Below are 14436 nucleotides of genomic sequence, written 5' to 3'. Positions count from 1 at the left end.
CATGTTATATGACTTATTTGATTATCAGCTATTAAAGCTGGTTTGGTGGCTGATTGTGGGTATACTACTCATTGGTTTTGCCATCATGGATGGGCATGATATTGGCGTTTGTACACTGCTACCGTTTGTCGGTCGTAGTGATATCGAGCGTCGCATTATTATTAATACGGTGGCACCTCATTGGGAGGGTAATCAGGTTTGGTTTGTGACTGCAGGGGGTGCAATTTTTGCAGCACTGCCTTTGGTTTATGCGACAGCATTTAGTGGCTATTACTGGGCTTTGATCGCTGCATTGTGGGCATTATTTTTTCGCCCTGTGGGTTTTAAATATCGCAGTATGATAAAAAATGATCGTTGGCGTCATACTTGGGATTGGCTATTGTTTATTGGTTCTGCAGTACCCGCCTTAATTTTTGGCGTCACTTTTGGAAACTTATTGCTTGGTTCACCATTTCATTTTGACCAAAATTTAGTATCAACTTATTCAGGGTCGTTTATTGAACTTTTAACACCTTTTGCACTTTTGTGTGGCGTGGTGAGTGTGGCAATGCTGACGATGCAAGGTGGTGTATATTTGGCACACCGAACTACCGAAAGCATCCAATCTTATGCAAAAACAGCAACCAATGTTGCAGCATTGGCTACCTCATTGTTATTTGCCATAGCAGGCTTTTGGGTGCAATCACTAGATGGCTATTTATTAGTTGGTGATATTGATGGCGGTGCGGTTATTGATCCTTTATCAAAACAAGTTCAAATCCAATCAGGTGCTTGGTTGACCAATTTTTATGATTATCCTTGGCTGTGGCTATTACCCGCTTTGGGGGTTTTGATGCCAGTGATGGTGATTATCTTATTAAAAATAGAACGCACTTTGCTGGCTTTTATTGCCTCAAGCTTAGCAGTTTTGGGCATCATTGCGACCACAGGGGCAGCATTATTTCCATTTTATATGCCATCTTCTACCGACCCACGCTCAAGCTTGACAGTTTGGGATGCAACCTCAAGCCATTTTACTTTGCTTGTCATGCTTTTTGTTGTTGTTATTTTATTGCCTTTGGTATTGACTTATACCAGTTGGGCTTATGCGGTGATGCGTGGTAAGGTTACTAAAGCCTATATTAAAGAAAATGAAAAAACGCTATATTAAGCTGTATGACCATAAAGGCAATTGATGTATTTAGCCATCATTGAACTATTAGATTTCATATGATATAAAAAAGGTAGGTTATGTGGTATTTTGCTTGGATTTTAGGACTGGGTTTTGCGGTGCTTCTCGCCGTTGTCAGTGCAGTTTGGGTTGAATTTGAAGACAGTCGCCGAGATGGTTTTAATCATCCAGACGACGACCAAAAATAACATTAACATCATCAGTCAAAGATAAACTAAATTGGCATAATTTTGGATTTGATGGCAGGTTAGCAAAAATTAAGCAAGATAAGCATGCTATAATTTGCTCAATTTGATCAAACCAACCTTAATAAATCATCTTCAACTTTCGTTATTTTAGGTGTCATATGTCAGTACTAAAAAATTGGATTTATTCTATGGCTTTGGGCGTATCCATTGTCGGTGTGGTATCAGTTGGCGTAGCCTTACCAGCGTCTGCCAATGGTTTGGCATCGCTATTTGGGGATACCAGCCAGCCAAAGTTTTTGCCTGTTCATGAAGCGTTTAAGGTTTCATCATCTCAAGTAGGTGATGAACTTGTAGTGAATTTTGTTGTTACACCGAAGCATTATGTGTATCAAGAACGCTTATCATTGACACTGCCTGAAGGAGTGAGTTCAGGGTCGTGGAAATTTGATAAAACACCTACCATGATTGATGATCCCAATTTTGGTATTACGCCTGTATTTGAAGAAAATGTCACAGCAAAAATTAAGCTATCAAGCCAAACTGGTATTCAAAAACAGCCTGTTCAGATTCGTTGGCAGGGCTGTGCAAAAGCTGGGCTTTGTTATCCACCTGAAACGACGACCGTTCAAATCAGCCTAAATGCTCATGATGGGCAAGTTGCATCTGCCAGCCAAACTGCGACCAAACATGATAGCGCCACCACTCAAATAGCCCCTCACAATCAGGATGCCTCGTCTCAAACAGCAGCATCTGCCATCACTCAAGATGAGGCAGTTGTTCAAGATTTTGTTAAACCTGATGAGCAATCCTTGGCCCAAACACAAACGCCACCTGTCGATGAAAATGGTGAGGCTGATACCAATCAAGATGTACAGATAAATGCGGTACAAAAAAACCGATTTGCGCTTGATCATACGCTGCCCACAATCAGTGATGAACGCATATCACCAATTTTAACGATTGGGCTATTGTTTTTGGCGGGCATACTGCTTGCTTTTACGCCTTGTGTTTATCCGATGATTCCGATTGTCGCTAATATTGTTGCCAGACAACATGCCAAATCTGATGCCAAACGAGGTTTTGCGTTATCTTTGGCTTATGGCGTGGGCGTTGCTAGTGCTTATGGATTGCTTGGGGCGTTGATTGCTTGGTTTGGTCAAGCACTTGGCATTGCAACTTGGTTGCAGCGTGCTGAGGTCTTGATAGGTGCCGCACTTTTATTCGCAATTTTTGCTATATTTATGTTGGGTTGGATTAATATTCGCCTACCAAGTGCCATTTCCAATCAGTTATCCTTAAAGTCTCAAGCAGCAGACAATCGACTAGGCACCATGGGTGGTAGCTACTTATCAGGTTTATTATCTGCTTTGGTGGTGTCACCTTGTGTTTCTGCTCCGATGGCGGGTGCGTTGACCGTTGTTGCTGCAAGTGGAAATGTCTTTTTTGGGTTTGCCGCTTTATTTGCATTAGGAATGGGGATATCGGCACCTTTGGTTTTATTAGGTACCGCCCAAGGTAAGTGGATGCCAAAATCAGGTGCATGGATGCAGCATATTCGTACATTAGGCGGATTTTTACTGTTTGGGGTTTCGTTATTATTGATTGAGCGTGTGATTTTAAATACTTGGATGCTTGGTCTGTGGATGCTTTGGTTTATTGCGGTTGCTGCTTGGTTGTACTTGTCAGTTGGTCGCCATCAGCCACTATTTAAGTTATTGGCTATCATACCTATGATTTGGGCGGCTATTTTAGCCTATGGCATAACCATCGGTGCTAATGATGCTTGGCGTCCGTGGCACGCCCAAAGCCAAAGTTTGTCAGCTTACCAAGATATTCATGCCAAAACACTCACAGAACTTGATAGCGTTCTTGTCACCCACGATAAAGTGCTTGTTGATGTAACGGCAGATTGGTGTATTGAATGCCGTATTATGGAGCGTACTTTATTTACTGACCGCCCAGCTGTGATGAATGATTATCAGGTGGTGAAGCTTGATATTACAGAAACAACTGATGATAGCCGTGCGATTTTATCGCGTTATCAATTATTTGGACCGCCTGCTTTACTGATTTATCATCAAGGTAAGCTTGAGCGTGTTTTATTGGGTGAAACAAAACCTGAAACACTCAAGCAAGCGTTAATGCCTTAAGTGATCGATTATTATCTATTTTAACCATAAAAAGCTCAATTCGTTGAGCTTTTTATGGTTATTACAACCATTAAAATGACAGCATTTATGACTCTTTGGGCGGATTGGCTGATTAATCTTAAAATACTTGCTTCTTGCCCAAAATTCAGGCATGATGGAGTAACTAAGTGATGATTTGTTCACCCAATCACCTTAGCATCGGTCTTGTTTGACCATTAACACTGACTGATTGATACAGTTAAATGAAACCTTAGTCATGATAACAAAGGAGTTGTTTTTATGCGTTATGCCAATCCAAATACCAAAGACAGTAAAGTTTCATTCAAAGAAAAATACGAAATTTATTGGGGGCAAGTGGGTTGCACCTGTAGATGGCGAGTATTTTGAGGATATTTCACCTGTTGATGGTAAAGTCTTTGCAAAAGTCGCTAAGTCCAACAAAAAGATGTTGAACTGGCATTGGATGCAGCAGATAAAGCCAAACAAACATGGAATAAATCCACGCCGAGCGAACGATCCAACTTGCTTTTAAAAATTGCCAATCGCTTGGAGGAAAATTTAGAATTATTAGCAGTGGCAGAAACTTGGGAAAATGGTAAGCCAATTCGTGAGACATTGGCGGCAGATATTCCATTGGCGATTGATCATTTTAGATATTTTGCAGGATGTATCCGTGCCCAAGAGGGCGGTATTTCACAGATTGATGAAGATACCGTCGCTTATCATTACCATGAACCAATTGGTGTGGTTGGGCAAATCATTCCATGGAATTTTCCAATTTTAATGGCGGCATGGAAAATTGCACCTGCTTTAGCAGCTGGTAATTGCATTGTATTAAAACCCGCCGAACAAACACCAGTGAGTATTTTGGTCTTAATTGAATTGATTGAAGACTTGTTACCTGCAGGTATTTTAAATGTGGTGAATGGCTATGGACCTGATGTGGGAGAACTGCTGGCAACCAATCCACGCATTGGTAAAGTTGCCTTTACAGGGTCTACCGAAGTGGGTCAAAAAATTATGGAATACGCCACCGAAAATATCATTCCTGCAACACTTGAGCTTGGTGGTAAATCACCTAATGTCTTTTTTGCTGATGTCATGGATAAAGATGATGAATTCTTGGATAAAGCACTAGAAGGGTTTACCATGTTTGCTTTAAATCAAGGTGAGGTATGTACTTGCCCATCACGCGCTTTGGTTCATGAAAGTATCGCTGAAGAATTTTTGAAAAAAGCGGTCGAGCGTGTTAAGAAAATCAAAACAGGACATCCACTTTATACCGAGACGATGGTTGGGGCACAGGCTTCCCAAGAGCAACAAGATAAGATTTTGGGCTATATTGATAAGGGTAAGTCTGAAGGTGCTAAAATGCTGACAGGCGGTGAGGTACGATATGATGTCGATGGTGGCTATTATATTGAACCAACTGTCTTTAAGGGCGAAAACAGCATGGAAATTTTCCGAGATGAAATTTTTGGCCCTGTGTTGGCAGTGACGACCTTTAAAGATTTTGATGAAGCGATAAAAATTGCTAATGATACCATGTATGGTCTGGGTGCTGGTGTGTGGACACGAGATGGCTCAACGGCTTATCGAGCGGGTCGAGCGATTCAAGCGGGTCGAGTATGGACAAATTGCTATCATATTTATCCAGCACACGCAGCTTTCGGTGGCTATAAAAAATCAGGCATTGGGCGTGAAAACCATAAGATGATGCTTGAGCATTATCAGCTTACCAAAAATCTATTGGTAAGCTGTTCACCCAAGGCGATGGGTCTGTTTTAATGAGTTTAGACGAGTTTGGTGCAATGAATTTGACCTACCAATGGGTGGGTCAAATTTTGCTTAAAACTTAAAGCTAATTCATTAAAACTTAATTAAATCCATTGCATGGTAATACAATAAAAGTCATCGGGCATTGATCAAACAATAACCAAAATCATAAAAAAGTCCCATGATATCGCTATCATGGGACTTTTGTTTGGTAGATGAAAATTAGTTTTGTTCTTTTTTATTGCGTTCTTCCCAGAAAGTGGCATTTTTGATACCCAGTTTGATGGGGTCAAAAGTAAACTTAGTTACGCCAGCTTTTTGTTGAGCTTCATAGTCTTTGAGTGCCAAAATAGCAGGCTTAGCCATAAAGAAGATTGCCAAAATACCGACAATATTAAGCCATGCGGTTAAACCGACACCAACATCACCCATATTCCAAATATAACCTGAGTTATTGATTGCCCCATAAGCAACCGCAAAGATAAGCACCAGTTTGATGAAAAATAAAGCCCCTGTTGTTTTAATTGAGCGTGTCAAATATGCCACATTAACTTCAGCAATATAATAATAAGCCATAATGGTGGTAAATGAGAAGAAAAATACCGCAACTGCCACAAAGGTATTACCAAAACTACCAAAAATGCTAGAAACAGCCATCTGTGTAAATGCAGGTCCGCTGATGATGGTGGCTGCATCAACATTTTGAACCAAGAACTGACCTTCTGGCAGTGTGCCTTGAATGTTGTACATGCCAGTCATTAAAATCATAAAGGCAGTCGCTGAACAAACAAATAGGGTATCAACATAGACCGAAAAAGCTTGTACCATGCCTTGTTGTGCAGGGTGTTCTACCTCTGCTGCACCAGCATGGTGCGGTCCCGTACCTTGACCTGCTTCGTTGGAATACACACCTCGTTTCACACCCCAGCCAATCGCAGCCCCCAAGCCTGCTTGTGCTGTAAAGGCATCACCAACGATTAGACTGATGATATTAGGCAGTTGGTTGATATTAAATAAAACAATCAGCACGGCCATCAAAATATAGCCCAATGCCATTAAAGGCACAACAAATTCAGCCACACGAGCGATACGCTTAATACCACCAAAAATGATTAAGCCTAAAATAAGAACCATGACCAAGGTTACCACCAGGGTATTTGTACCAACCGCACCAAATGCAGTATTTACCATAGTGCCTTCACCTGTGATGCCCGTGATGGCTTTAACAACACCATTTGACTGAACGCCTGGTAAGAATAATCCACAAGAGATGATGAATGAAATGGCGACTAAAATACCATAAAATTTACCAAACCTACCACCAAAGAACTTTTCAAAGTAGTAAGCAGGACCACCACGGTACTGACCACGGTCGTTTTCTTTATAAATCTGAGCTAAGGTAGATTCGGTATATGCAGTAGCAGCACCCAAAAAGGCAACCACCCACATCCAAAATACAGCCCCAGGGCCACCAAAACCAATCGCAGCGGCAACACCTGCAATATTACCCATGCCAACTCGGCCAGATAAAGAGACGGTCAGCGCTTGAAATGAGCTGATGCCTTCAGGTGATTGATTGCCAGAAAAAAGCAGGCGGATCATTTCTTTAAAATGACGCAGTTGCACAAAGCGAGTCAAGATAGAATAAAATAGCCCAGCTGCCAAGCACAGGTAAATCAGTGCAGGGCTCCAAATAATCCCATTTAGGGTATCAATCATGCTTTTCATAAGCATATTCCTTTATTTATCCCAAGCATTTTACCATTGGGAGATTAGACCACAATTATGCTATCAATCCATCACAATCTAGGATGTTGGTTAATAGATAGCCAATCCATTTACCTAAGAGATACAAAAATGCCATATTTTACCAATGACATGAAACATATTGTCTTAGATAATTGCAATTTGCCATAAAATTTTGAGAAAAGCCAGTAAAAATTATACTTTTTTATAAAAAATTTCATCAAACACATGATTTTATGGTTAATGTATAAATTTTTTTATGCATTTAAGGTGTTGTTAACAGAGCATTTTACCCATATCTACTCAAAAGATGCTAAATTTTAGACATTAAATTTACAAGCATCTTTATGATTAAAAAAAATGACTGTATAATCATAGCAATATAAAAAATGGGATTCTTAAAATGATTATGAAAAAACATCTGTTCATCAGTGTAATACTTGCCTTGACATTAAGTTTGTCGGGTTGCGGTTATAACGCACTGCAAGCCCAAGATGAGCAAACAGCTGCCGCTTGGTCTGAAGTGGTTAACCAATACCAACGCAGAGCTGATTTGGTACCCAATTTGGTACAGGTTGTTGAGCGTTATGCTAATCATGAGCAGGCCGTATTTAGCGAAGTTGCTGAAGCTCGGGCCCGTGTGGGTAGTGTGCAGCTGACGCCTGAAGCATTGAACGACCCCCAAGCCATGCAGCAATATCAAGACGCTCAAGGTCAGATGACCTCAGCACTGTCTCGCTTGATGATGGTATCAGAACGCTATCCTGAGCTTAAGGCAGATGCATTATTCCAAGACTTACAAGTACAGCTTGAGGGTACCGAAAATCGCATCACAGTTGCACGCAATCACTACATTGAAGATGTCCGTACCTATAATACAACTGTACGCCAATTTCCAACCAATTTGACGGCGATGGTATTTGGTATGAAGCCTAAGCCTAATTTTAGTGTTGAAAATGAAGCGGCGATCTCAGTGGCACCCACGGTTAATTTTGGCAATAACACCAATACTGGCACTGCACAGTAATTGACTTTGTGTGGTTAAGGTAATGCAAAAAATGCACGCTCATACTCAAGCGATACAGCGATGGGTGATGGCGATTTTACTACCAATTTTATTAATTTTTGGTGAGACCGCTTGGGCTTCTGAGTCTGTATCTGAAGATGATTTGACAGCACGGATTATCAGTGCTAATCGTGCGTCCCAAAGTAATCCAAATTCACCACTGGCAGAATCTGTGCGTGAATTTGAGCAGGCTATTAATCCCGCCAATCAAGCAGATACCAAACCTCAATCAACCCCCATCAATATACCAACATCTCACGCACAAAGTATCAGCCATGACAAGCTGATTTTAAATACACCTGTGGTTGATGTTGCTAAAATATTGACACCATCAGAATATCTACACTTAACCGAACAGCTCCAAAAGATTTATCAAGATAATTTGGCTCAAGCTGCTTTGGTGATTGTGCCAAGTACTGATGGTATTGATATTTTTGATTATGCACTTGCTGTTGCTGAGCGATGGCAGTTAGGCCAAGCAGATACAGATGATGGTTTATTAATTACTGTTGCGGTGAATGACCGAAAGATGTATATCCTAACAGGTTATGGGCTTGAGGGCGTGTTGCCTGATGCGGCATTAAATCGCATTATTCGTGATGATATCACACCTGCTTTTAAATCAGGCAATTATGCTCAAGGGCTATCAGCAGGGATTGCGCGCATTGATGAACGCCTAAGAGCTGACCCTGAAAGTTTGGCTCGTGCTGATGCTCAGGCTGATGATTCTGTGGATATAGATATCATTGGCTTATTTATCATTGCATTGATTGCAGGTTCTTTTTTGGGGGCAATCCTTGGTAGATTTTTGGGTGCAACCCTTGGTGCAGGTGGATTTGTTATTGTGGCACTGATGAGCGGTGCTGGATTTTTTGTGGCAATAATCGCTGCAGTCATATTATGGATATTTTTATTGGCTCGTGGTGTCTTACCGATCACAGGTGGTAGCGGCGGCTTTGGCAGCGGTGGGCGAAGTGGTGGTTTTGGTAGCGGTGGCTTTGGTGGCGGTGGTTTTAGTGGCGGTGGCGGCAGCTTCGGTGGTGGCGGTGCAGGAGGTTCTTGGTAATGCAGACAATTCAATCAACCAAAAGTTTGGCTCGGCTGTTTCGTCAGATGGTTTATATTCCCTCACTGCATAATCGCTGGCTGACTAAAACTGTCAAGACCACATTGACACAAGCGATTACACAGGCGGAGCTGGGTCATCGTGGGGAGATTTACCTGATTATTGAAAATCACTTGCCTATTACCAATGCCTATAGCCAAGATTGTCGTGAGCGTGCCTTATATTTGTTTGCAACGCACAAGGTTTGGGATACAGAGCATAATTCTGGCGTGCTTGTGTATGTCAATTTGTGTGAGCATAATCTTGAGATTATTGCTGATCGTGGTATTGATCAAAAGGCACATATGGATGATTGGCAAAATATGTGTGATGATGCGGTAGCTCAATTTCGCCAAGGCAAGATGCAAATAGGTTTGACAACGCTCATCACTCAGCTTGGTAAATTATTAAAACTGCATTATCCAAGTAGTGATGAGATGGGTAATGAGCTGTCCAATCAAGTCACTTATCTTAGGTAGGTTAGCATTGGTTTAAAATATGTCATTGGTTATTCATTTTTAACCATCAATGGAAATAACAGTAAATCTATTTGATAGGAAAATAGCTTATAGATGACAATCATTAAAAAAGCAAATGTCATCAAAAAATAACTATTGATATATGCACCAACAGACATAACAATCATCAAGACAATCATTAGATATGCAGAAAAAAATACTGGCGTTTGTATGGCTTCTTTGTAACAAGGGCATTTGCCAGAATATTCTAGGACATCAATGCATTTTTTATGACAGTTAGGGCATTTTTTCATAATGTATTTAACTATTTTTTAAGCCATGGTTTGGTTGCAATAACCTTCTTCTTACATCAAAAAAGTATACTAATAAAATTCTATTTATTTTTCAATACATTAGCAATCAAAAAACAGATAAATATCAGCGTTGATGATAAAAAACCCAAACCTAAGGTAAATAATATTAGATTTACACTTGAATTGGCAAAAAACTCTTCAATGCAAATGGCTAAAAATATCAAAAAACCAAAAATTAATGAAATGATGAATTGCTTTTTTTAGATTTTGTTTTTGCAATGTCATCACCCACACAAGATAACAAACCAGATAATAAGTCAAACATAAAACTCACCTAAAATTGTAAATTATGATGGATAGCCGCACTGGTGAGGATGGTTACTGTTGTGAACGATAACTGGTGTTTGTCAAGTGTTTTATACCAGAATATATCATATGGCAACCATACCCATCAAGAATGTGAGTTTATTTTAACGGTGGTACACTGTCTCATCAACTTCAAACTGTAAGGCGGTAGTATAAAGTATGCCCAATGCTCAAGGTTGGATATTGATGGCAATAAATAAAAATCCCTCGCTTTGGCAAGGGGAAAATTAAATTGTCATGAGAAGCAACTAACACTATTCCACAAACTTCACAACTTGCTTAAAAGTCTTGCGTGCTTTGGGCTTAATCTCTTTATCACGATAGCCAAATGTTACCATGACCGACACCGCCCACTCATTTGAGTCAAACAAACCCTCGTCTGCCAAAAGCTGGTTCACTTCCTTATAAGCAAAACCCTCAATCGGACAAGAGTCCACACCAATCATCGCCGCCCCTGTCATCATATTGGCAAGTGCGATGTAGGTTTGCTTGCTTGCCCAGTCATACAGACTGCGTTCGCTGTCTAAGATGGCGATGTCTTGTTCTTGGAATTTTTGGTACACCTCCAATGCTTTGGCACGGTCATCACCCGTCAAACCTCGTCTGTCCATGATTTCACCAAAATAAGGCGTGTCATAACGGGCATTTTTCTTGGCAAGTATGGCAACAATGTGGCTCGATGTTTCCATGGTCGGAATGCCCCAGCAGTAGGGCTTTAACTTTTGGCGTAAATCGGCATTTTGTAACACCAAAAATTGCCAAGGCTCAGAACCCACCGAGCTTGGGCTTAGACGCCCCAACTCCAAAATATAGTTAAAATCCTCAGCAGGGATTTTTTTATCGCCATCATACGAGCGAGTAGACACACGATAATGAAAGGCGTTTAAAACGTCATCTTTGTTAAAAAATTGCATGGTTGAACTCCAAAATAATGAATGATTATGATAATGTATCTAAACACGATTAAGCATGATTAAACAGCCCAAATCGCCCAAAAATACCGTTCATTGCTAAAAAATTTACATAAACCCACGCTCATATTGTCTGGGCACAAACTGCACCTCTTTGCCATCTGAGCGGTTTTGCTGATACTGGGCATTTAGCACCCAATATGGGTCTCGAAGCAGCCCACGACCTATCGCCACAAGGTCGGCATCGCCCACGCCAAGCACATGGTCAGCCACGGCAGGTTCATCTAGCATGCCCACAGCAATCACAGGTTTGCCTGTGGCGTGTTTGACTTTGCGAGCCAGTGCCACCTGATAGCCTGCATAAAACTCAGGGTGCTTGCCCTCACACAATACGCCATCGCCGCCGCCGCTGACATGAAACACATCTGCCCCAGCTGTTGAGAAGCGTTTGGCAATCTCTACGCCATAATCACTGTCAAAGCCGTTTTCGCCATACTCTTGGGCAGAGATACGCACGATTAGGGGCATCTCATCAGGCATGACGGCACGAACGGCGTGAATGACTTGCTCGCCAAACAATAGGCGGTCTTGTCCGTATTCATCGCTTCGTTGGTTGGATTTGGGTGCACAAAACTGGTGAATCAAATAGCCGTGGGCGGCGTGAAGCTCAATTGCATCAAAGCCTGCATTCACCGCTCTTTTGACAGAGTCGGCAAATGCTTGTACCAATGCTTTTATCTCGTCAATGCTCAGCTGCCTTGGGGTGATGAGATTTTGCCCAGCATAGTCAAGCTCACCATAATGAATGGCACTTGGGGCAACGGCATTTGGCTCATCTTGGGCTTTACGACCTGCATGGGCGATTTGAATGCCAATTTTCGCCCCTTGTGCATGCACGCTGTCCACCAATTTTTTAAACGCTTGTTCTTGCTCATCATTCCAAAGCCCCAAACAGTTCGCCGTAATGCGACCATTGGCAGCGACATTGGTCATCTCAACGATAATGAGGCCCACACCGCCCACCGCTCGGCTGGTGTAATGGAGCAAATGCCAGTCATTTGGCACACCGTCCGTAGCAGAATATTGGCACATTGGGGGCATGACAATGCGGTTTTTGAGTTCAAGGTTTTTTAGGCTGATGGGGTTTAGGATTTTGCGAAAAGTTGCCATGATTGTCCTATTGTTTTAGATGCTAATTGTTTTAGATGCTAGGTTTTTGATACTAAATTTTAGATGCTGATATTTTAAAAAAATTGTGTTATCATTTCAAATTGATTATTTTAATATGTGCTTATCAATATGGCTGATATCACCACTCACATTTTCCGACCAGATAACATTAACATAACACTGATTAACATAACACTGACAGACAACATTGATGAACAGCATTGATATTTTTAAAAAACACTAAGCGTGTGATATGACCGATATCCGAACCCTAGACCTAAACCTATTAAAAGCCTTTGTTGTCTTGCTGGACGAATGCAATGTCAGTCGTTCAGCACAACGACTGTCCATCACCCAACCTGCGATGAGCGGTACTTTAAATCGCCTGCGAGAGAGTTTTAATGACCCGTTATTTGTGCGGGTTCAGCACGGCATGCAGCCCACCGATAGGGCCATTGAGCTTGGGTATGTCGCTCGGCGTGTCTTAGAAGAGATAAGCGGCATGCTTGCCCCGCCCAAACTAGAACCTGCCAATTTGTCCATGACCTTACGCATTGGGGCGATGGATTATGTACAACAAATCATCGCTTTGCCCTTGATTTTAAGGCTAAGACGGCTTGCTCCGAATGTCAAAGTTGCCTTATTGCCTGTGCAAGGGCAAAACATCAGGACTTTGTTTGATAAAAACGCCATTGATTTGGCACTGGTTGGGCAACATCACATCAGTGATGACATGCCTCAAATGCGATTATATGAAGAGCATTATGTTTGTGTGATGAGCAAAATGCACCCCATGGCAAACACCGCTTTAACGCTTGATGAGTTTTGCAAATTGCCCTTTGCCATGCTCTCTTATAATGGCGGTGAATTTCGTGGTGCAACTGACATTGCCTTACAAAAGTTGGGGCGAAAACGCAAAGTGATGGTGTCGGTAGACCATATCTCGCTGCTGCCACAGCTGTTGAGCAATTCAGATTTGGTGGCGGTATTACCCAAGCACCTTGCCCAAAGATTGCCAAATGTCCATCTACAAAATCCACCCATCGCCATTGATGGTTTTACCATCATGATGACATGGCACGAACGCACCGAACAAGACATGGCTCATTGCTGGCTTAGGAGCATTGTGCTTGATGTGATGAAATCTGATAAAGGGGTCAGCCGATGGTGATTTTTTAAGTTTAATATCATGTTATCAACAAAGTTTTCAAAATTATCTTGTTTTTCTTGGTATAATTTTATATAATACCGCCTTATTTTATATCCTTGTCGTGTTCGTTATCAAGAGTCATCAAAGGGATGACCACGGCACACAGGTTTTATCTGGAGAGATAAAGATGTACGCAGTCATTAAAAGTGGCGGTAAACAGCACCGTGTTAGCGTTGGCGAAACGCTAAAAGTAGAGCTATTAAAAGCTGAAAAAGGCGAAACGCTAAAGATTGAAGAAGTGTTGATGGTTGTTGATGGTGCTGAGATTAAAATTGGCTCGCCTGTAGTTGCTGGTGCAAGTGTAGAAGCTGAAGTGGTTGAGCATGGTCGTGGTAAAAAAGTACGCATCGTTAAGCATCGTCGCCGTAAGCACTATCACAAAGAGCAAGGCCATCGTCAATGGTTTACCGAGCTAAAAATTAAAGCCATTAACGCTTAATTCACCACATTAGTATTTGATACTTTAGGGCATTGCCCATGGTATTTTAACAGGAGATATTTTCATGGCACATAAAAAAGCCGCAGGTTCTACTCGTAACGGTCGTGATTCTAACCCAAAAATGCTTGGCGTAAAAGTTTTTGGTGGTCAAGATGTTGTTGCTGGTAACATCATCGTTCGCCAGCGTGGTACCGAATTCCACGCAGGTGAAGGTGTTGGTATGGGTCGTGACCATACATTATTTGCATTAACTGAAGGTGTGGTTAAATTTGAGACCAAAGGTCAATTTAACCGTCGCTATGTTTCTGTTTTAGCAAAATAATCAGCATATTGCCTACAGATTAAAATATTTCAGTCTGTCGTAGC

At 41.6% G+C, this 14436-nt stretch carries 13 protein-coding genes and 1 pseudogene; 11 read left to right on the top strand and 3 right to left on the bottom strand.

What is annotated here, in order from left to right:
• Window position 1: 1 nt before the first annotated feature.
• The 4 genes and pseudogenes from cydB to HMPREF2573_RS04920 all read left to right on the top strand — a co-directional run bounded on the left by cydB (window position 2) and on the right by HMPREF2573_RS04920 (window position 5297).
• Window positions 2-1150: a cytochrome d ubiquinol oxidase subunit II gene (cydB, locus tag HMPREF2573_RS04940; RefSeq protein WP_003659227.1), complete on the top strand. Its 1149-nt coding sequence runs from the start codon at window positions 2-4 to the stop codon at window positions 1148-1150.
• An 80-nt stretch (window positions 1151-1230) separates the two neighbouring features.
• Window positions 1231-1359 carry a cytochrome bd-I oxidase subunit CydX gene (gene cydX, locus HMPREF2573_RS04935; RefSeq protein WP_003659228.1) on the top strand — a complete coding sequence of 43 codons (129 nt, stop codon included), beginning with the start codon at window positions 1231-1233 and terminating at the stop codon, window positions 1357-1359.
• Window positions 1360-1547: 188 nt separating this feature from the next.
• Entirely contained in the window at window positions 1548-3509 is a 1962-nt protein-coding gene (dsbD, locus tag HMPREF2573_RS04930; RefSeq protein WP_003663264.1) for a protein-disulfide reductase DsbD, read from the top strand.
• A gap of 279 nt (window positions 3510-3788) precedes the next feature.
• A pseudogene (locus HMPREF2573_RS04920) lies at window positions 3789-5297 on the top strand (aldehyde dehydrogenase family protein).
• Window positions 5298-5507: 210 nt separating this feature from the next.
• Here HMPREF2573_RS04920 and HMPREF2573_RS04915 read toward each other — a convergent pair.
• Window positions 5508-7013 carry an alanine/glycine:cation symporter family protein gene (locus tag HMPREF2573_RS04915; RefSeq protein ID WP_003659239.1) on the bottom strand — a complete coding sequence of 502 codons (1506 nt, stop codon included), beginning with the start codon at window positions 7011-7013 and terminating at the stop codon, window positions 5508-5510.
• 421 nt (window positions 7014-7434) lie between these two features.
• On the opposite strand from HMPREF2573_RS04915, the gene HMPREF2573_RS04910 reads away from it, so the two are divergent.
• The 4 genes from HMPREF2573_RS04910 (at window position 7435) to HMPREF2573_RS09320 (ending at window position 10238) form a co-directional block, all read left to right on the top strand.
• A complete protein-coding gene (locus HMPREF2573_RS04910) occupies window positions 7435-8058 on the top strand; it encodes a LemA family protein (protein ID WP_003659240.1) in 624 nt (207 codons plus the stop codon).
• A 22-nt stretch (window positions 8059-8080) separates the two neighbouring features.
• Window positions 8081-9163, top strand: a complete 1083-nt coding sequence (locus HMPREF2573_RS04905) for a TPM domain-containing protein (protein WP_070472770.1) — start codon at window positions 8081-8083, stop codon at window positions 9161-9163.
• Complete coding sequence (locus HMPREF2573_RS04900; RefSeq protein ID WP_003659245.1) at window positions 9163-9681, top strand: TPM domain-containing protein; 519 nt, start codon at window positions 9163-9165, stop codon at window positions 9679-9681. The genes HMPREF2573_RS04905 and HMPREF2573_RS04900 overlap by 1 nt, the downstream gene beginning before the upstream one ends.
• 269 nt (window positions 9682-9950) lie before the next feature.
• Entirely contained in the window at window positions 9951-10238 is a 288-nt protein-coding gene (locus tag HMPREF2573_RS09320) for a hypothetical protein (RefSeq protein ID WP_003660680.1), read from the top strand.
• Window positions 10239-10594: 356 nt separating this feature from the next.
• Here the strand turns inward: HMPREF2573_RS09320 and HMPREF2573_RS04890 are convergent, their stop codons facing one another.
• Window positions 10595-11254 carry an NAD(P)H-dependent oxidoreductase gene (locus HMPREF2573_RS04890; protein ID WP_070472767.1) on the bottom strand — a complete coding sequence of 220 codons (660 nt, stop codon included), beginning with the start codon at window positions 11252-11254 and terminating at the stop codon, window positions 10595-10597.
• Between the two features lie 105 nt (window positions 11255-11359).
• The gene (locus tag HMPREF2573_RS04885; protein WP_042510247.1) at window positions 11360-12421 is read right to left on the bottom strand and encodes an NADH:flavin oxidoreductase/NADH oxidase; all 1062 of its coding nucleotides are present in this window, start codon (window positions 12419-12421) and stop codon (window positions 11360-11362) included.
• A 253-nt stretch (window positions 12422-12674) separates the two neighbouring features.
• Here HMPREF2573_RS04885 and HMPREF2573_RS04880 point away from each other — a divergent pair, with 253 nt between their 5' ends.
• From HMPREF2573_RS04880 to rpmA, 3 genes are all read left to right on the top strand, one after another.
• Entirely contained in the window at window positions 12675-13592 is a 918-nt protein-coding gene (locus tag HMPREF2573_RS04880) for a LysR family transcriptional regulator (RefSeq protein ID WP_070472764.1), read from the top strand.
• A gap of 166 nt (window positions 13593-13758) precedes the next feature.
• Complete coding sequence (rplU, locus tag HMPREF2573_RS04875; RefSeq protein WP_003667943.1) at window positions 13759-14070, top strand: 50S ribosomal protein L21; 312 nt, start codon at window positions 13759-13761, stop codon at window positions 14068-14070.
• Window positions 14071-14134: 64 nt separating this feature from the next.
• Window positions 14135-14392: a 50S ribosomal protein L27 gene (gene rpmA / locus HMPREF2573_RS04870; RefSeq protein WP_003659274.1), complete on the top strand. Its 258-nt coding sequence runs from the start codon at window positions 14135-14137 to the stop codon at window positions 14390-14392.
• Window positions 14393-14436 lie beyond the last annotated feature (44 nt).

The sequence above is a fragment of the Moraxella sp. HMSC061H09 genome (assembly GCF_001809255.1).
Classification (GTDB): Bacteria; Pseudomonadota; Gammaproteobacteria; order Pseudomonadales; family Moraxellaceae; genus Moraxella; species Moraxella catarrhalis.
Note: the sequence above shows the minus strand (reverse complement) of the source record. Positions and strands in the feature narration are given on the sequence as shown.

Bases quoted from the DNA above. Each gene is read 5' to 3' on its own strand.
- cydB (WP_003659227.1), top strand. From the start codon at position 2: ATGTTATATGACTTATTTGATTATCAGCTATTAAAGCTGGTTTGGTGG.
- rpmA (WP_003659274.1), top strand. From the start codon at position 14,135: ATGGCACATAAAAAAGCCGCAGGTTCTACTCGTAACGGTCGTGATTCT.
- HMPREF2573_RS04915 (WP_003659239.1), bottom strand. From the start codon at position 7,013: ATGAAAAGCATGATTGATACCCTAAATGGGATTATTTGGAGCCCTGCA.
- HMPREF2573_RS04910 (WP_003659240.1), top strand. From the start codon at position 7,435: ATGATTATGAAAAAACATCTGTTCATCAGTGTAATACTTGCCTTGACA.
- cydX (WP_003659228.1), top strand. From the start codon at position 1,231: ATGTGGTATTTTGCTTGGATTTTAGGACTGGGTTTTGCGGTGCTTCTC.
- HMPREF2573_RS04900 (WP_003659245.1), top strand. From the start codon at position 9,163: ATGCAGACAATTCAATCAACCAAAAGTTTGGCTCGGCTGTTTCGTCAG.
- HMPREF2573_RS04880 (WP_070472764.1), top strand. From the start codon at position 12,675: ATGACCGATATCCGAACCCTAGACCTAAACCTATTAAAAGCCTTTGTT.
- dsbD (WP_003663264.1), top strand. From the start codon at position 1,548: ATGGCTTTGGGCGTATCCATTGTCGGTGTGGTATCAGTTGGCGTAGCC.
- rplU (WP_003667943.1), top strand. From the start codon at position 13,759: ATGTACGCAGTCATTAAAAGTGGCGGTAAACAGCACCGTGTTAGCGTT.
- HMPREF2573_RS04885 (WP_042510247.1), bottom strand. From the start codon at position 12,421: ATGGCAACTTTTCGCAAAATCCTAAACCCCATCAGCCTAAAAAACCTT.
- HMPREF2573_RS09320 (WP_003660680.1), top strand. From the start codon at position 9,951: ATGACAGTTAGGGCATTTTTTCATAATGTATTTAACTATTTTTTAAGC.
- HMPREF2573_RS04905 (WP_070472770.1), top strand. From the start codon at position 8,081: ATGCAAAAAATGCACGCTCATACTCAAGCGATACAGCGATGGGTGATG.
- HMPREF2573_RS04890 (WP_070472767.1), bottom strand. From the start codon at position 11,254: ATGCAATTTTTTAACAAAGATGACGTTTTAAACGCCTTTCATTATCGT.